Origin of the sequence: uncultured Alteromonas sp. (assembly GCF_963976965.1) — a bacterium.
Lineage (GTDB): Bacteria > Pseudomonadota > Gammaproteobacteria > Enterobacterales > Alteromonadaceae > Alteromonas > Alteromonas naphthalenivorans.
In genome coordinates this window covers 17,301-39,626 of record NZ_CAXBMP010000034.1, presented here as the reverse complement: position 1 = coordinate 39,626, position 22,326 = coordinate 17,301, and the positions used below count along the sequence as shown (strand labels likewise).

26 protein-coding genes are annotated in these 22,326 nt (G+C 44.9%); 15 read left to right on the top strand and 11 right to left on the bottom strand.

Features of this window, described 5'->3' with window-relative positions; all coding sequences use genetic code 11:
• Positions 1 to 39: 39 nt before the first annotated feature.
• Complete coding sequence (locus AAC006_RS18800; protein WP_126871513.1) at positions 40 to 1,386, top strand: AarF/ABC1/UbiB kinase family protein; 1,347 nt, start codon at positions 40 to 42, stop codon at positions 1,384 to 1,386.
• A 53-nt stretch (positions 1,387 to 1,439) separates the two neighbouring features.
• Here AAC006_RS18800 and AAC006_RS18795 read toward each other — a convergent pair whose 3' ends face one another.
• Together AAC006_RS18795 and AAC006_RS18790 are read right to left on the bottom strand one after the other, a co-directional pair.
• Complete coding sequence (locus AAC006_RS18795) at positions 1,440 to 1,748, bottom strand: DUF6482 family protein (RefSeq protein ID WP_126871514.1); 309 nt, start codon at positions 1,746 to 1,748, stop codon at positions 1,440 to 1,442.
• A gap of 88 nt (positions 1,749 to 1,836) precedes the next feature.
• Positions 1,837 to 3,099: a sterol desaturase family protein gene (locus tag AAC006_RS18790; protein ID WP_339892248.1), complete on the bottom strand. Its 1,263-nt coding sequence runs from the start codon at positions 3,097 to 3,099 to the stop codon at positions 1,837 to 1,839.
• Between the two features lie 319 nt (positions 3,100 to 3,418).
• Here AAC006_RS18790 and AAC006_RS18785 point away from each other — a divergent pair, with 319 nt between their 5' ends.
• From AAC006_RS18785 to AAC006_RS18755, 7 genes are all read left to right on the top strand, one after another.
• Positions 3,419 to 4,279, top strand: a complete 861-nt coding sequence (locus tag AAC006_RS18785; protein WP_126871516.1) for a DUF3014 domain-containing protein — start codon at positions 3,419 to 3,421, stop codon at positions 4,277 to 4,279.
• On the top strand, positions 4,266 to 4,835 hold the full coding sequence (locus AAC006_RS18780; RefSeq protein ID WP_013786767.1) for a DUF1285 domain-containing protein: 570 nt from the start codon (positions 4,266 to 4,268) through the stop codon (positions 4,833 to 4,835). Before AAC006_RS18785 ends, AAC006_RS18780 begins: the two co-directional genes overlap by 14 nt.
• 215 nt (positions 4,836 to 5,050) lie before the next feature.
• Positions 5,051 to 6,358 (top strand): amidohydrolase family protein, encoded by a 1,308-nt coding sequence (locus AAC006_RS18775; protein WP_339892246.1) that lies wholly within the window; start codon positions 5,051 to 5,053, stop codon positions 6,356 to 6,358.
• A 55-nt stretch (positions 6,359 to 6,413) separates the two neighbouring features.
• Positions 6,414 to 7,004, top strand: a complete 591-nt coding sequence (locus AAC006_RS18770) for a VTT domain-containing protein (RefSeq protein ID WP_013786770.1) — start codon at positions 6,414 to 6,416, stop codon at positions 7,002 to 7,004.
• 134 nt (positions 7,005 to 7,138) lie between these two features.
• Positions 7,139 to 7,600: a hypothetical protein gene (locus AAC006_RS18765; protein ID WP_126871518.1), complete on the top strand. Its 462-nt coding sequence runs from the start codon at positions 7,139 to 7,141 to the stop codon at positions 7,598 to 7,600.
• Between the two features lie 53 nt (positions 7,601 to 7,653).
• The gene (locus AAC006_RS18760) at positions 7,654 to 7,836 is read left to right on the top strand and encodes a hypothetical protein (protein ID WP_126871519.1); all 183 of its coding nucleotides are present in this window, start codon (positions 7,654 to 7,656) and stop codon (positions 7,834 to 7,836) included.
• A 147-nt stretch (positions 7,837 to 7,983) separates the two neighbouring features.
• Positions 7,984 to 8,796 carry a DUF1206 domain-containing protein gene (locus AAC006_RS18755; RefSeq protein ID WP_208804688.1) on the top strand — a complete coding sequence of 271 codons (813 nt, stop codon included), beginning with the start codon at positions 7,984 to 7,986 and terminating at the stop codon, positions 8,794 to 8,796.
• A gap of 25 nt (positions 8,797 to 8,821) precedes the next feature.
• Here AAC006_RS18755 and tusA read toward each other — a convergent pair whose 3' ends face one another.
• Genes tusA through rph form a run of 3 tightly spaced genes read right to left on the bottom strand, consistent with a single transcriptional unit; the run spans position 8,822 to position 10,446 of the window.
• A complete protein-coding gene (gene tusA, locus AAC006_RS18750; protein WP_013786774.1) occupies positions 8,822 to 9,079 on the bottom strand; it encodes a sulfurtransferase TusA in 258 nt (85 codons plus the stop codon).
• A gap of 2 nt (positions 9,080 to 9,081) precedes the next feature.
• Entirely contained in the window at positions 9,082 to 9,723 is a 642-nt protein-coding gene (pyrE, locus tag AAC006_RS18745; RefSeq protein ID WP_013786775.1) for an orotate phosphoribosyltransferase, read from the bottom strand.
• 9 nt (positions 9,724 to 9,732) lie between these two features.
• Entirely contained in the window at positions 9,733 to 10,446 is a 714-nt protein-coding gene (rph, locus tag AAC006_RS18740; RefSeq protein WP_013786776.1) for a ribonuclease PH, read from the bottom strand.
• A gap of 287 nt (positions 10,447 to 10,733) precedes the next feature.
• Here rph and AAC006_RS18735 point away from each other — a divergent pair, with 287 nt between their 5' ends.
• The 7 genes from AAC006_RS18735 (at position 10,734) to AAC006_RS18705 (ending at position 16,209) form a co-directional block, all read left to right on the top strand.
• A complete protein-coding gene (locus AAC006_RS18735) occupies positions 10,734 to 11,597 on the top strand; it encodes a YicC/YloC family endoribonuclease (RefSeq protein WP_013786777.1) in 864 nt (287 codons plus the stop codon).
• A gap of 351 nt (positions 11,598 to 11,948) precedes the next feature.
• Entirely contained in the window at positions 11,949 to 13,205 is a 1,257-nt protein-coding gene (locus tag AAC006_RS18730; RefSeq protein ID WP_339892244.1) for an integrase arm-type DNA-binding domain-containing protein, read from the top strand.
• 10 nt (positions 13,206 to 13,215) lie between these two features.
• Complete coding sequence (locus tag AAC006_RS18725; protein ID WP_339892243.1) at positions 13,216 to 13,545, top strand: hypothetical protein; 330 nt, start codon at positions 13,216 to 13,218, stop codon at positions 13,543 to 13,545.
• A 196-nt stretch (positions 13,546 to 13,741) separates the two neighbouring features.
• Positions 13,742 to 14,044 (top strand): type II toxin-antitoxin system HigB family toxin, encoded by a 303-nt coding sequence (locus AAC006_RS18720; protein ID WP_102309607.1) that lies wholly within the window; start codon positions 13,742 to 13,744, stop codon positions 14,042 to 14,044.
• Positions 14,045 to 14,075: 31 nt separating this feature from the next.
• Positions 14,076 to 14,447 carry a transcriptional regulator gene (locus AAC006_RS18715; RefSeq protein ID WP_000354815.1) on the top strand — a complete coding sequence of 124 codons (372 nt, stop codon included), beginning with the start codon at positions 14,076 to 14,078 and terminating at the stop codon, positions 14,445 to 14,447.
• Between the two features lie 231 nt (positions 14,448 to 14,678).
• A complete protein-coding gene (locus AAC006_RS18710) occupies positions 14,679 to 15,035 on the top strand; it encodes a hypothetical protein (protein WP_339892242.1) in 357 nt (118 codons plus the stop codon).
• A 487-nt stretch (positions 15,036 to 15,522) separates the two neighbouring features.
• On the top strand, positions 15,523 to 16,209 hold the full coding sequence (locus AAC006_RS18705; RefSeq protein ID WP_339892240.1) for a hypothetical protein: 687 nt from the start codon (positions 15,523 to 15,525) through the stop codon (positions 16,207 to 16,209).
• Between the two features lie 207 nt (positions 16,210 to 16,416).
• Here AAC006_RS18705 and AAC006_RS18700 read toward each other — a convergent pair whose 3' ends face one another.
• The 6 genes from AAC006_RS18700 to AAC006_RS18675 all read right to left on the bottom strand — a co-directional run bounded on the left by AAC006_RS18700 (position 16,417) and on the right by AAC006_RS18675 (position 22,304).
• Entirely contained in the window at positions 16,417 to 16,629 is a 213-nt protein-coding gene (locus tag AAC006_RS18700) for a hypothetical protein (protein ID WP_339892238.1), read from the bottom strand.
• A gap of 222 nt (positions 16,630 to 16,851) precedes the next feature.
• On the bottom strand, positions 16,852 to 17,394 hold the full coding sequence (locus AAC006_RS18695) for a hypothetical protein (protein WP_339892237.1): 543 nt from the start codon (positions 17,392 to 17,394) through the stop codon (positions 16,852 to 16,854).
• Between the two features lie 6 nt (positions 17,395 to 17,400).
• Positions 17,401 to 17,985, bottom strand: coding sequence for a hypothetical protein (locus tag AAC006_RS18690; protein ID WP_339892235.1), 585 nt, complete (start codon positions 17,983 to 17,985; stop codon positions 17,401 to 17,403).
• A 3-nt stretch (positions 17,986 to 17,988) separates the two neighbouring features.
• The gene (locus AAC006_RS18685; protein ID WP_339892234.1) at positions 17,989 to 19,344 is read right to left on the bottom strand and encodes an ATP-binding protein; all 1,356 of its coding nucleotides are present in this window, start codon (positions 19,342 to 19,344) and stop codon (positions 17,989 to 17,991) included.
• 40 nt (positions 19,345 to 19,384) lie between these two features.
• Positions 19,385 to 20,677 (bottom strand): restriction endonuclease subunit S, encoded by a 1,293-nt coding sequence (locus tag AAC006_RS18680; protein WP_339892233.1) that lies wholly within the window; start codon positions 20,675 to 20,677, stop codon positions 19,385 to 19,387.
• Positions 20,670 to 22,304, bottom strand: coding sequence for a class I SAM-dependent DNA methyltransferase (locus AAC006_RS18675; protein ID WP_339892231.1), 1,635 nt, complete (start codon positions 22,302 to 22,304; stop codon positions 20,670 to 20,672). The genes AAC006_RS18680 and AAC006_RS18675 overlap by 8 nt, the downstream gene beginning before the upstream one ends.
• Between the last annotated feature and the right edge of the window lie 22 nt (positions 22,305 to 22,326).

Below are 22,326 nucleotides of genomic sequence, written 5' to 3'. Positions count from 1 at the left end.
CGCGTTTCATAAAAGATTAAAGGCTTCCAAGGTTACTTCATGGCAAAAAATACCGATGAACGAAAAGCGCGAGCAGTACCGTCTTCTCGTATTGGGAGAGTAGGGCGCTTAGGTGCTTTGGCAGGCAAAATTGCAGGTAATGTTGTTACTAATGGTGCTAGCCAATGGATAAAAGGCGAACGCCCAGCGCTTAGCGCGTTATTACTGACGCCAAAAAACATAACTAACATTGCCGATCAACTCGCCACCATGCGTGGTGCAGCCATGAAACTAGGACAGCTTATCTCTATGGATACGGGCGACTTTTTACCGCCAGAACTCGCTACCATATTAGCCAGGCTTAGAGAAGATGCCGACCCTATGCCAAAAGCCCAATTAGATACCACGCTAAAGACCCAATGGGGCGAAAGTTGGCATGATGACTTGCTGTATTTTTCTTATGCCCCCGTTGCGGCGGCCTCTATTGGACAAGTGCATAAAGTGATTACTATGGACGGTAAAATGCTGGCCGCAAAGGTACAATACCCTGGTGTACGTAAAAGTATCAGTAGCGATGTAGATAACGTAGCAACACTCATTAAACTCACAGGTTTGGTGCCGAGTTCTTTAGATATTGGTCCGCTGTTAGAAGAAGCAAAAGTTCAACTTCATCAAGAAGCTGACTATCACCGCGAAGCCAACATGCTAACGCGCTACAAAGATGCGGTTACGCAGCATAACGATGCTGAATTCGCTTCCCAATTTGTTATACCCAGTGTTCATCCAGAGTTAACAACAGACTCTGTGCTGACAATGGACTTTATTGAAGCTAGCCCCCTTGATGCTGCAATGAACGCTCCCCAAGAAATTCGCAACAAGTTAATGACGTCACTATTCCAATTATTTTTTAACGAGATATTTGGCTTTAAGTTACTTCAAAGCGACCCAAATTTAGCGAACTATCGATACAAAGAAGATACTCAGCAATGGGTATTACTAGACTTCGGGGCAACGCGAGAAGTCCCAGATGATATTGCATTGGGCTACCAAGCACTGCTTCAAAGTGCTGCCAGCGGCAGTAAACAAGACATGCAACACGCAGCCCTGCAGATTGGTTTAATAAACCAAGAACACAGTGATGCACAGCAAGACCTTGTAGTGGCATTGGGAATGGAAGCGTGCGAAGCAATTAGAGAAGACGGCCCCTACGATTTCGGCAATAGCGACCTGTTGCCAAGACTGCACGACAAAGGCGTGGCGTTGACCATGCAGCATGATTTCTGGCATACACCGCCAGTTGATGCCCTGTTTATTCATCGCAAGTTAGGAGGGCTGTACATGTTGGCTAAGCGATTAGGCACACAAGTTAATATGCGCGCCGCAGCAGAGCCTTGGTTAAAGCTCTGATATTGCGAGCTCTGATATTGCGAGCCCTGATATTACGTTAGTACCGTGAATGACTAATAAGGTAACTGCATGCTAAACGGCAACGCCATTTGTTCTGCGCTTTTGGGCGGGTTACCAATCATTTCGTCATAGGGGGAGTCGTGTTTCATAACGGCTTGCAGTACGGTGCAGTGAGAAAATACTTCTCGTATTTGGCCTGTACTGAAAAAACGCATGGGTCGGTCTTGCTTATCGTACACCATGCCGCTTTTGTTCCCCACGGTTAGGTAGACCAAATAAACGTTCATTTCATATGACTGAACTTCAAGATAATCGATGTTTAAAGACTTACCTTCAATTTGGGTAAATAGAAACTTGTGCATAACCGCCCCTCAGCGCACGTAAATCAACTGGTGATTTTTTTGATAATTTTAACGTTGCTTTTTACGTTGCTGGCGACAAACAGGTTCATTACGATGATATTGATACTGGGGTATCGGTATCCTCTGAAGACACGCTATTAGACATATTACTGAGTGTTACGCTAGAGCGCACAGCTCTAACGAGCATAATCAAACTGATCAAACACGCGCCACCAAATATGGCTGCAGGAAACACAATCCCACTTCCTAACCACATCAGTGGAAATATCAGTAATCGAGGCCCTTCTAGCGCCAACGCCAGTTTTGAACCAGCCAAAATAAAACCATTTTGGATACTCATCGCCACTATTGTTAACACCAGTATTAACTGGTGAGCACCACTTAATGTTTGAATAAAAAGTAATAAGTATACAGTGATACTTAGTAAGATAACGTGCTGCGCCACGCTGTAATGAGTCACGGGGGCAGCCAACGCAGGGTGAAATTTTTTAAACGAAGACAGCGGCGCTTTTTCGAAGGGAAAGCGTTCGGACACGTCATTGGGGCGCCACCCCGTGCGACCAAACCACACTCGAAGTTTATCTTGCCAACGTGAAGTGTAAAAACTATCTTTGGCTAGTTGACTATAAAGCTGCGCATTCGCCCAAAAAGGGTTAAAACTTTTCAATGCAGCGCGAATGCCGAATACTGGTTTGTCGCTTTCTAATTCTGGAATAAAGGTATTGAATAAACGATCCCATATGATGAACACACCACCATAATTCTTATCGATATAAACTCGGTTTTGGGCGTGATGTACACGATGGTTCGAGGGGGTAACAAACCATTTCTCCATCCAGCCTAGTTTATCAATATGCTGAGTATGAACCCAGAATTGATATATCAAGTTAAGTGCGCCAACGGTAATTATCATTTCTGGAGGAAAACCTATTAGCGCTAAAGGTAGGTAGAAAACCCAGCTGAAAATAGCACCACTTGTTTGTCTAAGTGCGGTAGTTAGGTTGTAGTCTTCACTGGAATGATGCACCACATGGGCAGCCCATAAAATACTCATTTCATGGCCCATACGGTGATTCCAATAATAAAAGAAGTCGTACAATATGAATGCAGCTATCCATACCCAAGGTGAATAACTCAGTTCGATAAACGCAAAAGTATTAAACACCAATACATAGAAAGTGAGCGGTATAAGTTGATGCCCAAGGGCCATGATTCTCGATAACACGCCCATGCTTATACTGGTAATCGCATCGTTTGCACGATAGTGACCTGTTTTTTTCCGCTTATCGACAAATATTTCAATGGCGATAAGAAGAACAAATAAAGGAATAGCAAAAAGAATGACAGTCATAATATCTACGAATTTTAAACCCACCTGAATTGTTAATAATATGTATCAAATGATCAAGTTATTTTACATTTCACGGAAAAATTAAGGGATTTATTGAATGATGACACCAAAGTTCCCCTTTCTAGAACTTCTTAGTACTTGCTGCTATCGCTAAGAAATTGCTACAAATTGCGATCGAATTGCGAACCAATTACGTTAAAAAGTGTTCTAAATAAGGAAATTACCTTCATCAGAGAACAATTCTCTTGCGTGATATCCAAATATTGGGTGTTATCTCTGATAGTATTAATATTAGATCAGTTATTGCAGCGGAGATATTATGAACGAATCGTCAGAAAAGCGTACGTTAGGTCCCCATTTTCTTATTATCGGGGTAATAATTGTAGTCATCTTGGCTCTCGTGTTTTGGCCTTCGAAAGAAGAAGAGCCCGTCGCCCCCGAGCCTGAAGTTATTCAGCCAGATGCGGAAGCGCCTGTTGAAGAAGTGCCCGACGTTTTTGAAACTAAGCCTGCTCCGCCACCTTTAGAGCTTGAAGAGCCAGACGAAGTCCCTCCAATGCCGGAACCTGTAGAGCCAGATCCTGAGCCGTTAGATGTGAGCGACCCAGCCATAAAATCATCACTGCTGGATATTTCTACCGCCACTGACGACAGCGTAAACCGCATGATTGTGAATGAAGGTTTATTACAACGATTTGTGGTCTCTGTTACCAACTTAGCGAATGATGAAATGGCGCCTAATCACCAGTTGCTTACGCCTCCTGAACAAACATTCCGTGTTTATTCTCAGGCTGGTAAGCAATGGATTGATGCCGCAAGCTATAAGCGCTATACACCTTATGTAAACATGCTTGAGTCGTTTGAAAGTGAAGCCTTGTTGGGCATGTACGATATTTATAAAGGCGACATTCAAGACAAATACGCAGAAATTGGCGATTCGAATAAAAACTTCAACGAAGTGGTATTAGATGCTATCGATCAGTTGCTCGATACACCTGAAGTGCCGGTACCTGTTGAAGTGTATACCGATTCAGTTACCTATAAGTACACCGATCCTCGTTTAGAGAATCTAAACGAACCGCAGAAGCAGTTGCTTCGTACAGGCCCAGACAATATGCGCCGTATTAAAGCGAAGCTGCGTGAAATTAAAGTGTTGCTTGAAGAAAATGGATCTAACTAGATTTCAACAGCAATTAAAGGGCACGTCTGACAAGGCGCGCCCCCTTCCGCCGGTGGAAAAGTGGAACCCGCCTTTTTGCGGTGATATCAATTTAACCATCGCGCTAGATGGCCGTTGGTTTTACGAAGGTAGCCCCATAGGTCGAGCAAGCTTAGTGAAGCTATTTGCCTCTGTGCTTAAAAAAGAAGAAGACAGTTACTTTTTGGTTACCCCAGTTGAGAAGGTGGGGATTACCGTAGAAGACGTGCCTTTTTTGGTTACCGAGTGGCGTTTTGATAACGATTGCTTAGAGCTCACCACACAAACTGGCGATATCGTTACACTGAGCGCGGCAGAACAACTCAGCTTACGCAAGCCCCCCGTCGACTTACAAGATACTGACGCAACGCCCATCCCCTATGTTTTAGTTAGACGCAATTTGTGGGCGCGTTTGCATCAAAACGTTTATTACCAACTGCTTGAGCAGGCTAGCGAGCAGCAAGAAGGTGATGAAACGCAATTTGTGGTTACCTCGAATTCTATCCCCTTCATTATTGGCGCCGTGCCCACGAAATAGTAGTGACAAGCGTTAACATTAAGCTTCGATGTAAGCCTTTGATTAAAAGTCACGAGTTAAAAGCCCGGGCAGAAGCTTATGCTGGCGATGGCAAGCAGTTTTAAATAGCACAGCAAGTAAAATAACACCGATAACGTAGCGCAAAGTTTTGCGTTAGCTTTGCTGGTGTTCTACATTGGTTCTTCGTCTATTCACACATCATAAGAAGAACCATCATGAAAAAGACACTGACTTCATTAGCTATTTCCTTAGGACTGGCAACGTTGGGCACAATTGCCCTTTCAGCGCCTGCCGTTTCCGCCACCCTTGTGCATGCAGGTAAAGCCTTCACCGGCACGTCGAACAAGCTTAAAAGCGAAGTAACCATTGTTATCGAGGGCAACAAAATTGCGTCGGTAGAGTCTGGTTATAAAACACCCTCAAAATCAGACACGGTTATCGATTTAAAACATGCCACTGTCATGCCTGGCTTGATGGATATGCATGTTCATTTGTCTTCACAGCATGGAGGCCCTCAAACCTATTTAGAGCGCTTTTCATTAAATGAAGCCGACTATGCACTTAAGGCCGCTAACTATGCTGAAATTACGCTAGATGCGGGGTTTACCACAGTACGTAATTTAGGTGACGGCTATCATGAAACTGTCTCTCTTAGAAATGCGATCAGTAAAGGTTATGCCACAGGCCCGCGTATATTCACGGTAGGAAAATCAATAGCCACCACAGGCGGACATGCCGACCCAAGCAACGGATTATCTCACTTACTGCGCCCCGACGTTGGCCCTAAACAAGGCGTGGTTAACGGCGAAGTAGAAGCCCGTGAAGCCGTTCGTTCACGTTATCAAGACGGTGCAGATTTAATTAAAATCACTGCCACTGGCGGCGTATTGAGCGTAGCGAAAAGCGGTCAAAACCCACAATTTATGACCGATGAACTAGAAGCTATTGTACAGACCGCAAAAGATTACGGCATGACGGTAGCGGTTCACGCTCACGGTAAAGAAGGCATGAAACGCGCTATTGTCGCTGGCGTTGACTCCATTGAGCACGGCACCTACATGGACGACGAAGTGCGCGACCTAATGAAACAAAAAGGGACTTACTATGTGCCAACGATTTTGGCAGGTAAATTTGTTGCCGACAAAGCAAAGATTGACGGTTATTTTCCTGAACTAGTGCGCCCAAAAGCCGCGGCGATTGGCCCGCTTATTCAAAATACCTTTGAAAAGGCGCATAAAGCAGGCGTAAAAATTGCTTTTGGAACTGACAGCGGAGTTTCTGCACATGGCGACAATGCTCAAGAATTCTCTTTAATGGTAGAAGCGGGTATGTCTGAAGCAGACGCGATTTTAAGCGCTACCGTTAATAGCGCAGCATTGCTGGGTGTTAGTGATACCTTAGGTACATTAGAGGCTGGAAAATTCGCCGACTTAGTAGCCGTAGTTGGTAATCCGCTAGAAGATATAACGCTATTAGAAAGTGTGTATTTTGTGATGAAAGACGGCAAAATTTACAAACAATAATGGAAAGGCTTTGGGTATCAGGGCCGCATTAACTTCAAGGCAGTAAAAATAAAAGATGGCACTGGGTAAAAAGGTAAAGAAAAAGACGAAGCAACTCGTAGACTCCAAACACATGCTTACCGGCATCACGTTTGCGTCTTTTTTAGAGTCGACCATTGTGCCGGTGCCTCTTGAAGCGATTATGGTGCCCTTGATGCAAGCCCGCCGTGATAAGCTTTGGCTGATAGCGCTAATGGCAACCTTAGGTTGTGTAGTGGGTGCGATATTTGGCTACGCGCTAGGGTATTATTTATTCGACCTACTCGGCCAGTGGGTAATTGATACGTTTTTCAGCCAACAACAATTCGACAGTGTTAAACAACAAATGCAAAACCAAGGGTTTTGGTTTGTGATGACATTGGGTATTGCCCCCATCCCCTTTCAAGTGGCCATGTTAGCAGCAGGTGCCACCAAATTCTCTCTCGGCCTTTTTCTGTTAGCCACGGTGATCGCGCGGGCCATCCGCTATTTTGGCTTAGCCGCCGTAGTGTATTTCGCGGGGAACAAGGCCGAGCAGCTTATTAAGAAATATAAAATTGCCGCCATTGCCGTGCTCACTGCGTTAGTTATAGGCGTATGGTTTACGGTTAATATGTTGAAAGGTTAGTGGTTTTTCCAGCACTATTAAATGTGTACTTAACGCGCTAATCTGCTTTGTAAATTACTTCGATAAAATTTTTCAATTTTACATTTGATAATAATTCTCATTTGCACTAATGTAGTTTTTAGGAGGTGCAAATTATGAATTTACAACGGTTATGCCCAGTCTACAGAAAGTGGTTACAGCTAAACCCTTCACACGCCCGCGAGCACAGGATCGCGATGCAGGTACAAACGCAGCAAGCTCACCAAGCGGGCAAATATAACGAGGCGAGGCGCCTTGGCTATCAAACCTTCGAAGCCGCTAAAGTTGTTCTTACTGCCTTACAGCCGGTTACCGATACGGTGGATAAATCTATTCACGAAGATGTATTGGCCTTTGGCACTATGGCCATGTATTTATCCTCGTTACTGCACAAAGAAAATAAAAAACACGAAGCTCACCAAATTCTACAAGAGTGCCACCAGCAACTTATCGCTATATTGCCTTTACATGCCAGTAAGCCCTCAGTGTGTAAGCTTATTTGCGCTATACAGGTAGCGCTTGAAAAGGGCGGTGGCGCGATGCCTGCGGAACATCAGCAGGCGCTAACGTTGCACTAGTGATACAACCTATCAACCGTAAAACATACCCCATGAAGGCGAGGGACATTAGCATGACAGTAGAATCATTTCAGGATAACAACGACTTCATATCGTTAAACGTAAAAGCATCGGTGCTTCAAAAAATGTTGAGTGGGCAAAACTTGCATGTGTCAGACATTCATTGCGACTGCTCTCGTAGTAAACAACAATTGCAGCAGCTTCTGTTGCAAGCCGTCAGTGGTGACAACGAGTAGGTAATCCGGTAGATACATATAGAGGTAATAGCAAGTAAGACGCGCCAAAACGCTGCGCAGGTTTATTATTTACGCCTTTATTATTAGTGGTTCGATTCTTGATAATCGTAATAGACGAAATTCAATTATACGAACGAGGAGCGCACCGTGCGCGATACATCAAACTGGCTTTCAGCCATTGCCAGCGCAGGTTACAGCGCAAAAACCATCATGTACTCCATGCTTGGTGTCTTTATTCTTTCCTCGGTAATTACTGCCGCAGACCGTGAAAAAGCGACACAAGAAAACGTGTTTTCCACCCTCAAATCACAGCCATTTGGCCAAGTGCTACTCGGTATTTTAATAGCGGGATTAGTGAGCTATGCCCTGTGGCGATGGCTTCAAAGTATTTTAAATACCGAATCGCTAGATATGACAAAAGCGAAAGACATTATTATGCGCGTGTTTTTGTTTGTATCAGGAATATTCTATTTCGGCGCTGCGTTTTTAGGCGCAAAAGTGCTAATTGGTAGCAACTCTGGCAGTAGTTCAAATAGTGGCGGTGGTTCCAAAGGGGAACAGGTAAGCCATCAACTTTTACAGTATCAATGGGGAACCTATTTGGTTGCTGCTATTGGTGCAGGAGTGCTTATATTTGCTTTTATGCAGTTTAAACACGCTTACAAAGCAGATTTCCTCAAAAAGTTTGAACAAGCAAAGCTAACAGGTCATAAACAGAAAACGACCAAAGTGGTTGGTAGACTAGGCTATTTCGCCCGAGGTGTGGTGTATTTGCTGGTGGGCAGTTTCTTTGTTATATCTGCGGTAAAAAACGACCCTTCTGAGGCGGGAGGGCTGCAACAAGCACTACAAACCCTTACCCAGCAAGCGTTCGGGCTCTACATGTTAGCTGCCATGGGAGTCGGGTTTATCATGTTTGGTATTTATTGCGGGTTTGAAGCCAGATATCGACGAACCTGAGTTGACTAACAGCGCTAAGAGCGCCCTACACCCCTTTTTTGATCACATACTGATACGGCATTACATCGGTTTGTGATGCCACTAGGGTATGCTCCATAAATCGACAAAAGCTAGGCACATCTCGTGCCGTTGAAGGATCGTCTGCCGTTATCGACAAAGTCTGACCGTCTTCCAGCTTACGTATTTGCAAACGCACCATCATCACCGGCTCAGGGCAACGAAGCCCCAACGCATCTAAATGCGTTGTGGCTTCATCAAAGGCTTGTTGAAATTCAGTCGCCATACTTAAATACCATAGGTTTCACGGTATGTATTTATCGCGTTGATTTCATTAGTCATGTTGTCTTGCTCAGTTAAGTAAGTCACCACATCAGCTAACGTGACAATAGCAATTACTGTAGTACCAAAATCGCGCTCGACTTCTTGAATAGCAGATAATTTACCCTTACCGCGTTCTTGCCTGTCTAGCGCAATAAGCACACCGGATAAACTCGCGTTGTGCTGCTCTATCAAGGACATAGACTCACGAATAGCCGTACCTGCGGTAATTACATCATCCACTAACATGATGCGACCTTCCAGCGGGCTACCTACTAAGTTGCCCCCTTCACCGTGAGTTTTCGCCTCTTTGCGATTAAAGCAATAAGGTACATCACGATGATGACTATCGGCTAAGGCTACCGCTGTCGTTGTGGCAATAGGAATACCTTTATAGGCAGGGCCGAACAATACGTCGAATTCCACTCCAGCATCTACAAGTGCATCGGCATAAAAGCGCCCCAACTTGGCTAAGTCACCGCCAGAGTTAAATAACCCTGCGTTAAAAAAGTACGGGCTTACACGGCCAGACTTTAAGGTAAACTCACCAAATTTAAGTACACCACGTTCAATGGCAAATTCAATAAAACTGCGCTGAAACGCTTTCATGGTAACTCCTTACGCCAGTGCTGCTTTTTGAATATCGAACAATTCACGCAAACCATGCTTAGCAATAGTTAGCATTTCATCAAGCTCTTCAAACGCAAACGGTTCGCCTTCTGCGGTACCTTGTACTTCAATAAGCTTACCGGTTTCTGTCATGACGATATTCATGTCTGTTTCGGCTACTGAATCTTCGGTGTACTCAAGGTCAGCAATAGGCGTACCTTTATAAATACCTACCGACAACGCCGCAATCATGTGCTTAAGAGGGTTGGCTTTCAAAATGCCTTTGCTACGCATATATGTTAACGCATCAACTAAAGCCACACAGGCACCCGTGATAGACGCAGTACGTGTACCGCCGTCAGCTTGAATAACATCACAATCAAGCGTGATCGTGTTTTCGCCTAGTAGTTTCAAATCTACTGCAGCGCGAAGCGAGCGCGCGATAAGGCGTTGAATTTCTAGCGTACGGCCACCTTGTTTACCACGAGCAGCTTCACGACCACTACGAGTATGAGTAGCACGAGGAAGCATGCTGTATTCCGCCGTGATCCAACCTTTGCCCTGGCCTTTCATGAAACGAGGCACGCCTTCTTCAACCGTGGCGTTACACAACACTTTAGTGTTGCCGAACTCCACCAGCACTGAGCCTTCAGCGTGACATGTGTACTGACGAGTAATAGTAACTGGACGAATTTGATTGGCGGTTCTGCCGCTTGGACGCATAGAGTTCTCCACGAGATGAATGCTTATAAAAGAAATAATTCTGGCAAGTAACGCACTTAATAATGGGTAAGTGTTCAGACAAGCCTAAGTTTGGGGCGTAAGTATAACGCACTAATAGCAGCTGTTAAAAACGAACTTTCGCCCTTTTAGCATATCGAACTCTTATCAATGTAGGCTACTATAGTGAATACAAGAAAACCTGCCTGATGATAATGATGACACAATGCGCGACAGCGGGTTGTTTTTGCAGGCTTTCATTTGCAAAAAGTGCAATAAAAGGACTATTTATGATTTACAGCATGACCGCATTCGCGCGGGTTGAAACGAAAAAAGAGTGGGGCTCCGCCGTATGGGAAATACGTTCTGTTAACCAGCGTTTTCTAGAAACTTATTTCCGCTTACCCGAGCAATTCCGCTCTTTAGAGCCAGTACTTCGCGAACGTTTTAGAAAAAAACTGGCCCGCGGGAAAGTAGAGTGCGCGTTACGTTTCACCGCCAACGATGCTGCTGTAACCACACTTAGCCTTAACGAAGCGTTGGCTAAACAAGTACTTCAAGCCGCCGACTGGGTACAAGCTCATGGACAATCTACCGGTGTAAACCCGCTAGACGTATTGCGCTGGCCTGGTGTGATTGCTGCCGAAGAAGCCGACATGGATACCATTCATGGCGATGTTATGGCTGCGTTCGACCAAGCACTTAACGATTTTATAAGCGCACGTGCCACCGAAGGCGAAGCGTTGAAAGGCATGATTACTCAGCGCTTAGACGCCATTGAAATAGAAGCCGAGAAAGTCACCGCCCGTATGCCTGAAATTATGGTGTGGCAGCGCGAAAAAGTACAAGCTCGCTTCGAAGAAGCAAAAATTGAGCTAGACGCAGGCCGCTTCGAACAAGAAATGATTATGCTTGCGCAAAAAGTGGATGTTGCCGAAGAGTTAGACCGATTAAACGCTCATGTAATAGAAACCCGCAACATTCTTAAAAAGGGCGGGGCAGTTGGCCGCCGTTTAGATTTTATGATGCAGGAATTTAACCGCGAGTCGAACACGCTTGGTTCAAAATCAATTAATACTGATATCACCCAATCGGCGGTTGAACTTAAGGTGCTGATTGAGCAGATGCGTGAGCAGATTCAAAACATCGAATAGTTTTTTTACCCGTCCAAGAATGTCTTAGAAGCCCTGTTATTTGCTTGTAAATACAGGGCTTTTTTATTTTCCCCGTCCAAATCGGTTTGCAGATGTCCGTTACCAGCTGCTGTTTAAGTGGTGGGCAAAATGGTGGGCAAGACCTGTTTTTTTGACTCAATAAGCAAAAAGTCAAGGTATCTGGTGAGCAGATTTTTACATCTATCTCACCACCGCCTTATGCCATCCCCACTTATCGTGCTGCTTGCAGATTGTTCAATCACTCAACTATCGAACCAATCGATAAACAAACAGTGGTGGGCAATGGTGAGCAAATTTTAACGATTTCTTAGGAATATAGAGTAACAAACGATGGCAAAACTAACCGCAACTCAGGTGCAATCTTATGCTCGCACCGCAGCAGCAAACAAAAAATACAGTGATGGTAATGGCCTATATTTTTGCGTAAGAAAATCTGGCATGCCGTATTGGATGCTAAGGTATACCAGCCTAAACGGACGACGAGAAGCCACGCTCGGTCAATATCCAAGCATGACCTTAGCAGAGGCTCGACTTGAATCGTCTAAAATGCAGCTACAACTTCAGCAAGGTGAAGATCCATTAGCAATTCGCGCTATTGAAACCATCCCAGAGATCCAAAATATCAGCCAGCTGTTTCAAGACTGGTATGCCAAAGACTTAAGTCGCCGATTAAAGCACCCGAATATACCCAAACGTGTTTTTACCAAAGAAATTGCACCCGTGATTGGTCAACTCCCTATCCAAGCAGTGCGGCCAACACATGTGCGCGAAGTATTAGAGCGCATTCGAGAAAGTAACCGCCCTACCATTGCCAACGACACCTTGATGTACATGAAGCAGTTGTTTCGACATGCGATTAAACTCGATTTAACGCTGAATAACCCAGCCGCAGCCTTTACCGTGGACGATGCCGGTGGCGTGGAGTCCAGTAAAGACAGGATGCTCAGCAAAGAGGAAATTCACTACGCCTTCAGCGTGTTTCATACCCATATCAATAGCTTTGGCCGCGACAATTACCTCGCTTGCTGCCTGTTTTTGGTATTGGGCGTGCGCAAAAGCGAACTTTGCGAAGCCATGTGGCGTGAAATGGATTTAACCACAGGCGTGTGGGATCTACCCAAGGAACGAAGTAAAACTGGCGTGCCGATCAGCATCCCCTTACCGCGCCAAGCCATTGCCTGGTTTAACGAGCTGCAAATCCGCGCTTGTGGCTCACCTTATGTTTTCCCAGCCAGACGAGCAAGCCATCGTCCACATATGGGGCCAGATACGCTAAACCGCGCCATTTCTAAACTCTTTGGTCGCGAGCCTGGGCGCAAAAAACAGCCACCGAATAAAATGGGCAAGCTTGAACACTTCACCGTACACGATCTGCGCCGCACCTTTCGCAGCCTTGCCGCCTCTTTGGGCATTGCAGGCAATGTGGCCGAACGCTGTCTTAACCATAAGCTAAAAGGCGTTGAGGGTATCTACGACCGCCACGATTACTTTGAAGAGCGCCGAATTGCCCATCAAACCGTAGCTGATGTGGTTGAACCACTGGTGAACTTTGAGCCCGCTTCACAACATCACACAGGAGGGCGTTAACATGCAACTGATGATGCGACTCGCCCCCATTACCTTTCCAATAGCCATGCTGGCAGGACTTGGCTGGTGTATTGGCATTGCCCTACTCGAACAGCCTCATGGCATAGGCTACGCACTTACCCGGCAATGCCTGATGGTATTCGTGGTACTCGCTCCTTGGCTGACGTTAAAACTCACGTTCTACGTGATTGTCGGCCTAGGACGTAAACTAGGGCTCATCCCGCCTGCACGCCCAACGTACAGCCTAGGTTATGAAGAATCGCTCTATTGGTTCAGAGTATTGGCGTTCTTCGATGGCAAACGCAGCCGTATGCCGAAAAAGCCCATCAGGCGAAACTAACAAGACAGCCAACTGCTCACTTGCCGTGGGCAGTTGGGACAATGGGGCAACACTTGATAACACAAGCTTTAGAAGGTGAATAAGAAGAGTTTGAACCGCCCCAAGGAATGGGGCAGTTGGGGATGCGGTAACAACTCCTAACCGCATCAAAAATGCCAAACTTGCAAAAGTCCCAAATTGGGACTAACATCTGTTTATGAGAATTATCGCATTATCAACCTTAAAAACATTTTGGGAAGACAGCCCAGAATACATTGACGCTAAAGAGCCAACGTTAGCGTGGTATAGGCATGCATTAAACGCTGATTGGGGAGCACCGGCGGATGTGAAACAGGACTTTAGAAATGCCAGCATCCTCAAAGATGGACGTGTCGTGTTTAACATTGCCGGTAATAAATACCGGTTAGTCGTTTGGATCAATTATGCCTACAAGGTGGTTTACATACGGTTTATCGGCAGCCATGCACAATACGATAAAATTGATGTGCAAACGATTTAAAGCCAAAAGGTAGTAACAAGAGGTAAATATAATGGACATCAGACCTATTAAAACAGATGCCGACTACCGCGCGGCATTAAACGACATCGAAAACCTAATGATGGCGGAGCCTGATACCGTCGAAGGCGAAAAGCTGGACATTTTGGTTACGTTAGTCGAGGCCTACGAAGCAAAGCATTTTCCAATGGATTTGCCAGACCCTGTTGAGGCAATAAAGTTTGAGATGGAGCGCAAAGGCTTAACGGTTAAAGATCTTGAACCCATGATAGGTAAAAGCAATCGTGTTTATGAAATCCTAAACCATAAGCGATCACTCACGCTAAAAATGATTTGGAAACTTCATGAAGGGTTAGGTATTCCAGCAGAGTCACTGATCAAGCCACCGCAAGTTCGCGCTTCATAGCGCTGCGAATCAAAATTAGTTTGTTATGAATGACGCTCGCTACCCAAACATTTCTGCTATTGATAACAGGCTAGCTGAGCTTGAAAACGAAAAGCAGCAGCTTCTCGCATTAAGAGAGGCTTTGCGTAGCGCTCAAAACGAGCGTTCACCCGTTAGTCCTTACAGAGCGCAGAGTACATACACTCACGACTTACCGAGATGGGTATAAGCACTGTCGTACTCAAAGGCGCCATGAAAGCTGCGGAACGCAAGAACGCTGACAATCATCTACAATCGGCTCAAGTTGTCGTCGCAACAGGAAAATATGTGGGTGAAGGGTTTGACCTGCCAAGACTGGATACGTTGTTTTTGGCCATGCCAATCGCATGGAAAGGTACATTGGCCCAATATGCCGGTCGAATTCATCGTAAATCGGAAGGAAAAACACAAGTCACCATTCACGACTATGTAGACTGCGCCCTCCCTATGCTGCAACGCATGTTTAAAAAACGCGAGAAAAGCTACAAGGCTATGGGGTACGCCCTTGAGTACATTGATGGTAACAGTGACAATCAGCCTTCACTAAAGCTGGAAAAGGCCTCTTCATAAAATACCAGGTCAAATTAGCAAGCTGCTCTTCGTTCAACACTTCCCCATGCCTTTACCCCCCATACGCCAAAACCACTATCCGTTTGGCTTTTGGATCGAAACGCCAAACAGGGAAATTAGTCCATTTACTGTTTGGCGTCTCGATTGAAATCCAACGCTGGTAGGCCTTGCCATTACTGGCTCAAAGCAAGGTTTGGCACTTTTTGTACCCTAAACCAACCTCGGCATCAAAGTACAAACCGTTTGGTTTTTTAAACCCAGAATGCAAACGATCGTTTGGCGTCTCGATTTTTTGCACTAGCCAAATGCCGCCAAACAGCGCCGTATTGGACGATATATTTCAAACAGTTAGCCGCGCACAGGTGATCATAAAAAACCGATTAGACTGGTTAGTTTGATGGCCATTTCTTTCATCTAATTCACCACCACGTCTGCACTCGACGACTGAAAATAGACGGCATGACGAACCAACAAGGTGATATGTGACGTGTTATGGGCAAGTGGTAACGATTGGTATAGAGAATGGATACAGCAGCTGGTCGCGTTACTGGTTGGGCATGGCGCGTTTACTCTCTACCCAGCATTAAGCCAGTGCGATAATGCAGCCGAACGCTTAACCCGCTGGCTGACTTTTCAGTTACCACGCGTTAAACAAGCGCACCCTGGCTGCCCGATTCACCAATGGCTGAATAGCATTGGCGCACAAGTGATCGTAGAAAAATGGCAGAGCCCAGAACAATGGCCCAACTTATATTGGCTACCTTTGCCTGAGGTTGATGGCCACGCGCAAGGCGGCTTGGTTTTGTTACCGGCACATTTTTTACCGGTATATGGGGATTGCACAAGCCAAACCAGAACATTGCAAGCAAACACACCGGCCAACGCCTGTATTTTTTGGTGCATCACGCCTTTATCTAAAACGGGAAAGCGCGCTACCTTGCACCCCAAACAGCAAAACCGCGCCTTTTGCCTGCCCAGTTCGCCAGAGCAAATAGGAAAATCATGCACAGGGTTATTACTGAGAGGTTTGAAAAAAGACAACCGAAAACGAAACAGCAACATGATCAGTCACCAGATCAACCTAGCGCTGCTGCACCACCTTTGTGGGCCAGAGAATGATGTGTGGTTGGAAGCTAATTTTGGTGCCGTAACTGATTACGGTAGCAAAAATTAGAAGCCTTAAAAACGAGTAACCCCTCGCGGGGCGCTGATCTAACGGGTAGCGGGAGGGGTGTTGTTGATGCGATTTTAATATCAAAAGCGCCAAATAGCTCGATATTTTTTGATGTCGATTTTACTTAGCAGTTGTTCGGAATAACCGAACAACTGCCATTTTGCCCGTTGAGTCACACACCCGCCATCACTCATACCTTTTTAAGTATCAGACTTTTTTAAGCACCTGCTTTTTAAAGGCATTCATGGCGAGCTGATTAAATCGAGCTTCATCTTCGCCTACCTGTTCACTGTTACAATAATCACACATTGAATACTGGCTTTCAATTTGGCCTTGTTGCCCCAAATGCTCAACCGTAATCTTTTTAGTATGAAGGATGAGTTGACCCATCTCACAAATTGAACAGGTTCGAGTATTCATAACAAATCATCACCACTGCTTTGACTAACAGCTAGAAAACGGAAATCACTCTGAATCACATGTTGCTACCGACATTCATGTTGGTAGCAACACCCTATGGCTCACAGCCAAAAAACAAACTCGAACTGTCGGAGTACTGTTTTTAGAATTAACGAGGAAAAAGATCCAGACAAAGTAAAAATAAACTATCCGGAATTTCCGAATAGTTACGTTATTTATTAACTATGCAGTTATCCAGCTTTGATCTGTTAACACCTGCTCTGCAATCGCAATTTGCCTTGCAGTAAACATTTGTTTGCGTGAATTCCATGAGTGCACCTTTTGTACAAGTTCTTCGGTGCTTTGTACTGGCTCATGTTTACTTAACCAATGAACCGTTGCCAAGAGTTCTAAGCCTTGTGGGGACTCAAAACCTTCGACTAACTGCGACACTTTCTCAAATCGTGTTCGAGTGTCAGGGTGTTGAGTAAGAAACTCCTGCGCATCTTCTATAGCACCGGGCACTAGCCGTAACTCTTTTTCAGGTGCATCTCCACCATCGGCATAACCAGAGATAAAGTGCCCCTCAATCGCATTGAGCACATGCCGCAAATTTTGTGCATAAGGGCCATAATGCGCTTTTTCGTATTTTAATCTTAATGGTTCACCTGCTTCTTGCATAAAATACAAAAGCTTATGAACTTCAAGTAACGAAACGGTTGGGTCAAGCAAACCTCTTAGATAGCGTTGCATTAGCACAATTATTAAGGCGCTACCAAGTGTCATCTCACATCACCTGGTTAACTGCCGAAAGGAAATACTGGCCGTTCTTGAAGAGTTAGCCACCACACTTTCAACTTTGTAATTACCAATCTGTGCCGTATCAGCATTTGGCTGGTATGTGGTTCTTTTGCGTACATTTCTGGCATTGGTGGTCACGATGGCTTTATCAATTTCAATACCGTTGGCATCTATTTCGTAATGGACTTCTGCCATGCTCAGTAGGTATTTTAAGAACAACTCTGAATTATCCAGTTGCTTCTGATTATCCTTAGGCTTCAGCCTATCGGATTTTAGATCGAATACTAATGCACGTTTTTGTTCGGTATCTTGCCACAAAATAATAAGGTCACAGCCTTTATTCACACCCACATCATTAGTCGAGTTTACATACAGCGACAGCTGTTTAAATTTCTGTTTGTTTCTTTTGGGCTGATAATCCAAAGTAAACGCGAGTGCATCGGCGGGTATATGCTCGATATACAACTCGGCTACCTTGCTATCTGCCCCATCTTCTTTCAGTTTTAACTGTTTCTTGGCGGTATCGTAATGGATAACCACATCAGGATTGATGATTTCCCTCATCGCTGCCAGCATGCATCACTCCTTGATACCGTAGTAAATCTTGTCCGCCAAATCGTTGGCATCGGCGATGAGGTTATCGAACACTTCCATATTGATACCGTACTTATCCACTTCTACGGCATGTATCTGGTGATCATCTTTTAAGCTGTAAGCTTTGATTTGTGCGGGTTTCAGCAGGTCTAAACCGGTCATTTTTGCCGATTTCATAATCTGCTCTTTGTTTTCGACATCAAGGTTAAGCATCACGCGGTTGTTCAGCTCGCGGATCAGATAATCGCTATGGGTTGTCACCAGCACTTTCACGCCAGAGTTCACTAAACGCGCCAATAGCCCAGCCATTTTGCGCTGGTTGTCTGGGTGCAAGTTCAGCTCTGGCTCGTCGATGATCAACATGCCGTTTTTCTCGGCTAACGAGTTGATGTAGAGGTCAATTAAAAACAGCGACTTAATGGAAGAGGATGCCACATAAACAGGCACCGCAACTTTGTCACGGCCACGCTCTTTTTTCGGCATGTACATCACTTGTTTATCGACTGCCTTGTAAGAACCGCCCATTAGGTCTTGCAGTGCATCCCGAATCGGTTTGCAGTTGCTTTCTTCACGAATGAAACTCTTGCGCTTACAGAGGTTTTCGTACTCGCGTACCACGTTAATATTGTCGTGGATTGGCTGGGCATAGCGTGAGCGCATACTGTTTAACAGATCAATCGGGTTTACCTTATCGCCACTGGTAATATGCTCGATAATGGCGTTTTTACTGATATCCAGCTCTTTATAAAACAAGGCAATGCCGGTGCGTTCTGACGTGACTACAAAGGGGCGCGGCAATAAATCCGCAAATAGGCAGTCGGTAATATGATCGCTAATCACTTCATCTAATATGCGGTCTGGGACACGGCTGCCACTTTTGGTTTGGAAAGTGACCGATAACACGGTTTCATTTTCGGCCTTGTAAAAGCTTAACTGTTCTGACTGCCCAAAACTCACGGCTTGTTTAAACTCATTAGTAAAGTCAAACACTAGCTGGTCATGGCTAAATTCAGCTTTAGCGTTGTTAAAAAAATCTTCCGGTACGTTGAAATAACGCGGCAAGTTTTCAGAAAATTCTGAAGAGGCGTTTTTAAGGTAATCTGCTAACTTCGCTTGATAGTCGGTTAACTCAATCAATAGCGTGCCTTCGTCGCGCAGTTGCGCTAAACGCTCACGAGATACCGACAAATCAATCCACTGTTTAAAATGGCGCAACAAGCCATAAATGGCATAGCTGATATAGGTTTTGCCCATATTATTAGGGCCGCAGATTACGGTTAAATCACCTAGCTCAACGGTGCCTTTATCAATACCGCCTAAGTGTGCAAAGTTAAATTTCATGTTGCCTCCTGATTAAGCGGTGTGGTGTAGGGTTTAACATTTAGTTTGCCTCCCCGACAGTGACTTGACCGTTCATTAACATGGGGAGAAGCCAGTCACGGAGCGTAACTAACTCTGCATTTTCCCTTTCAATAAAATCTTGCTGGTTAAAGATTGGCTTAACTTTCGCGGTAAATGCATCTGACATAGCTACGCTAGGTAAAACAACTTTAACTGTCTTCAATGTGCCGCCGGATACTTCTTTAAATGTTGATCCCGATGCATACTGGGTAATCGCTTTTAGTGAGTTTTTTACCGTGTAATAGATAAACTCCGTTGAATATCCTTTATTCGGAATAAAAGACTTAAATCCCTGATTCGTGGTTACTTCGTTTCGTGAGATTGCCATATAGCCAATTGGCGCTCTTGAGCTAAGCAAAACAGTGCCTGCGGGATACTTCTTTAACGAAGCGTTCCTGATGCCCTCAGCGGAGACATCTTGCCCTCCACGAGAAATAAACTTATTGCCTTGATTGTTTGACAGGTCATTGGGAGCAATCCAAGGAGTGCCTTCAGTCGTGAAGTTTTCAGGGTTCCGAGTTGAAGGAGTGCTGCCACCAACAATTTGCCCAAGTTCCTCTAACGTACCGTCCTCCCACCCCTCCGGTATTTCCCGTTTTAGGGTTGGGCTGTAGACCATTTTGCCGCCGGAGGTAAGGTAGGGTTTACCGTTGGCGTCGGGGAAGTCGAACTGAACAAACCAATAGTCGTACAAGGTTTTTGCCATAGCTTCCAGCTCGGCGTTGATGCGGTTATTGAGTTCGATTTTTTTGTCGATACAAATTGCGGCCTTAACAATAGCTCTCTGGATTTCAATATCAAAATCAGGGAAACAAATATTCTTCAGCGCAGAAATAGGCAGTTGAGGCTGTGCGCTTCCTGAGCCATGTGAGAGATACTGCTTCTCAAATAAAGCCGACCTGAAAAATAATAGTATAAAATAAGGGTCATATTCTTCAGGGTTTGCTCTGACAATAACCATTCCAGAATTTATTCGAATATTTGAATAGGGTGTCCCATCATCTACGATTGCAACATTCCCAACAGTTCCTCTTGTAGTTAGGACAATGTCACCCTTCTCAATCTTCCCCTTTCTTAGCTGACTGTCTTTCTCTTCATCTATATATTCAACTTGTGAAAAATCAAATCCTGTCTTTTTAACATTGCCAGTATTTAAGAATACGCAATGTCCATCTGATTTCAGTTCGGATTTGTTGGGATAATTTACACCCCGATCACCATCTATAAATTTGATACCACTTTTTGAAAAATTGATAAAACTAGGGCTACTCATACTTCAACCCCGCCAACTGCTTTTTAATCTCCGCTTCCAAATCACGAGACTGATCAAACAAGCCATCTAAGTTGCTGGTAAAGCCTTGCATCTTCTCAGCAAATTGCTCCGGCGTAATATCGACATATTCGATTTTGACATCAAAGTACTGGCCTGCACTTAATGAGTAGTTTTTAGCTTCGATGTCGTCATAACTCACCGCTACCGATAGATCTTCGATGGTTTCTTTGGCATTAAACACATCAATGATCTGTTGTTCTTCTTTCGGAGTTAGTACCGTTTTTTGGTTTTTACCATCTTTAACTTTTTCGCCCAAGTTGGAGGCGTCCACCAGTACTACATCGCCATCGTTGCTGGCATCGATAAACAGAATGGATACGTTGGTGCCGGTAGTGGCGAAGATATTAGAGGGCATGGAAACAACACCCGCCAGCATTTTATTTTTCACCAAATGTTCGCGGATTTTTTTGTCGATGCCCGACTGGGCGGTAATAAAGCCTGTAGGCACAACGACTGCGGCTTTGCCGCCAGGTTTAAGTGAGGCAATAATGTGCTGCAAGAACAATTGGTAAATTTCCATCTTGTCCTTGGCTTTGGCTTTGATTTTGGGAATACCAGCAAAGAAGCGTTCTTTGTTTTCTTTGCTGTCTAGCTCATCCCTAAAGTCGCTAAAATCGAGCTTAAATGGCGGGTTGGAGACGATATAATCAAAGCGTTTTAGCTCTTTGCCATCTTTATGGTAAGGATGAAGCACAGTATTACCTTGGATCACATTCGGGATAGAGTGCACCAAATTATTTAAGATCAGGTTTAACCGCAGCAGGTTGGAAGATTTTTGCGAAATATCCTGGGTGTAAATGCTACAGCGGTTTTCACCAATGGCGTGCGCCACGTTCATAAGCAACGTGCCTGAACCTGCTGATGGGTCGTAACAGGCCACGTTACGCACTGTGCCGCGCTGCTCTTTAGGTACTAAAATTTCCGCCATAATGCGTGCTACTGCATGAGGGGTAAAATACTCGGCGTATTTGCCGCCAGAATTGCTGTTGTAGTCTTTGATCAGGTATTCAAAGATGGTGGCGTAGAAGTCGAATTTTTGCGTGAAGATACGCTCAAAGCTGAACTCAACCAGTTTATTGATAATGGCGCGGCAGAAGGCGTCGCGTTTTGAATCGTCAGCAATGTATTGGCTGATGCGGTCGAACAGCACCACTTTTGCGCCACCATCGGTTTTTACCGCGAATACATCGTTATTGCTGATGGCAATGTCGATTAGGGTATCGTCAAACAGTTTGGCAAAGTCCGGCGCGTTTTGTTGGCTAAACAGGTAGCTGATAAAGTGCTGCGGTTTTAGCCGCGCGGTGTCGCCGCCCATTTGCAGTTGCAGCATGTCGAGATCGTCTTCACTCATGGCTACCAGCGCTTCTTCCCACTTATCGGCTTTGGCGATGGTGTCGTCGAGTTTTTTCGCTTCAAAGGCGAATTTGTCGTTTAAAAACTTGTACAAAAACGTTTGGGTAATGATTTTAAATTCGTTACCGTCGTTACCCAAGCCATAGTTAGCACAGATGCTTTTTAAGCTATCAATCAGGGTTTTGGTTTTTTGCTGAAATTCTAATTCAACCATTTGGTGTTTACTTCCTAATCAG

Bases quoted from the DNA above. Each gene is read 5' to 3' on its own strand.
- AAC006_RS18800 (WP_126871513.1), top strand. From the start codon at position 40: ATGGCAAAAAATACCGATGAACGAAAAGCGCGAGCAGTACCGTCTTCT.
- AAC006_RS18795 (WP_126871514.1), bottom strand. From the start codon at position 1,748: ATGCACAAGTTTCTATTTACCCAAATTGAAGGTAAGTCTTTAAACATC.
- AAC006_RS18790 (WP_339892248.1), bottom strand. From the start codon at position 3,099: ATGACTGTCATTCTTTTTGCTATTCCTTTATTTGTTCTTCTTATCGCC.
- AAC006_RS18785 (WP_126871516.1), top strand. From the start codon at position 3,419: ATGAACGAATCGTCAGAAAAGCGTACGTTAGGTCCCCATTTTCTTATT.
- AAC006_RS18780 (WP_013786767.1), top strand. From the start codon at position 4,266: ATGGATCTAACTAGATTTCAACAGCAATTAAAGGGCACGTCTGACAAG.
- AAC006_RS18775 (WP_339892246.1), top strand. From the start codon at position 5,051: ATGAAAAAGACACTGACTTCATTAGCTATTTCCTTAGGACTGGCAACG.
- AAC006_RS18770 (WP_013786770.1), top strand. From the start codon at position 6,414: ATGGCACTGGGTAAAAAGGTAAAGAAAAAGACGAAGCAACTCGTAGAC.
- AAC006_RS18765 (WP_126871518.1), top strand. From the start codon at position 7,139: ATGAATTTACAACGGTTATGCCCAGTCTACAGAAAGTGGTTACAGCTA.
- AAC006_RS18760 (WP_126871519.1), top strand. From the start codon at position 7,654: ATGACAGTAGAATCATTTCAGGATAACAACGACTTCATATCGTTAAAC.
- tusA (WP_013786774.1), bottom strand. From the start codon at position 9,079: ATGGCGACTGAATTTCAACAAGCCTTTGATGAAGCCACAACGCATTTA.
- pyrE (WP_013786775.1), bottom strand. From the start codon at position 9,723: ATGAAAGCGTTTCAGCGCAGTTTTATTGAATTTGCCATTGAACGTGGT.
- rph (WP_013786776.1), bottom strand. From the start codon at position 10,446: ATGCGTCCAAGCGGCAGAACCGCCAATCAAATTCGTCCAGTTACTATT.
- AAC006_RS18735 (WP_013786777.1), top strand. From the start codon at position 10,734: ATGATTTACAGCATGACCGCATTCGCGCGGGTTGAAACGAAAAAAGAG.
- AAC006_RS18730 (WP_339892244.1), top strand. From the start codon at position 11,949: ATGGCAAAACTAACCGCAACTCAGGTGCAATCTTATGCTCGCACCGCA.
- AAC006_RS18725 (WP_339892243.1), top strand. From the start codon at position 13,216: ATGATGCGACTCGCCCCCATTACCTTTCCAATAGCCATGCTGGCAGGA.
- AAC006_RS18720 (WP_102309607.1), top strand. From the start codon at position 13,742: ATGAGAATTATCGCATTATCAACCTTAAAAACATTTTGGGAAGACAGC.
- AAC006_RS18715 (WP_000354815.1), top strand. From the start codon at position 14,076: ATGGACATCAGACCTATTAAAACAGATGCCGACTACCGCGCGGCATTA.
- AAC006_RS18710 (WP_339892242.1), top strand. From the start codon at position 14,679: ATGAAAGCTGCGGAACGCAAGAACGCTGACAATCATCTACAATCGGCT.
- AAC006_RS18700 (WP_339892238.1), bottom strand. From the start codon at position 16,629: ATGAATACTCGAACCTGTTCAATTTGTGAGATGGGTCAACTCATCCTT.
- AAC006_RS18695 (WP_339892237.1), bottom strand. From the start codon at position 17,394: ATGACACTTGGTAGCGCCTTAATAATTGTGCTAATGCAACGCTATCTA.
- AAC006_RS18690 (WP_339892235.1), bottom strand. From the start codon at position 17,985: ATGCTGGCAGCGATGAGGGAAATCATCAATCCTGATGTGGTTATCCAT.
- AAC006_RS18685 (WP_339892234.1), bottom strand. From the start codon at position 19,344: ATGAAATTTAACTTTGCACACTTAGGCGGTATTGATAAAGGCACCGTT.
- AAC006_RS18680 (WP_339892233.1), bottom strand. From the start codon at position 20,677: ATGAGTAGCCCTAGTTTTATCAATTTTTCAAAAAGTGGTATCAAATTT.
- AAC006_RS18675 (WP_339892231.1), bottom strand. From the start codon at position 22,304: ATGGTTGAATTAGAATTTCAGCAAAAAACCAAAACCCTGATTGATAGC.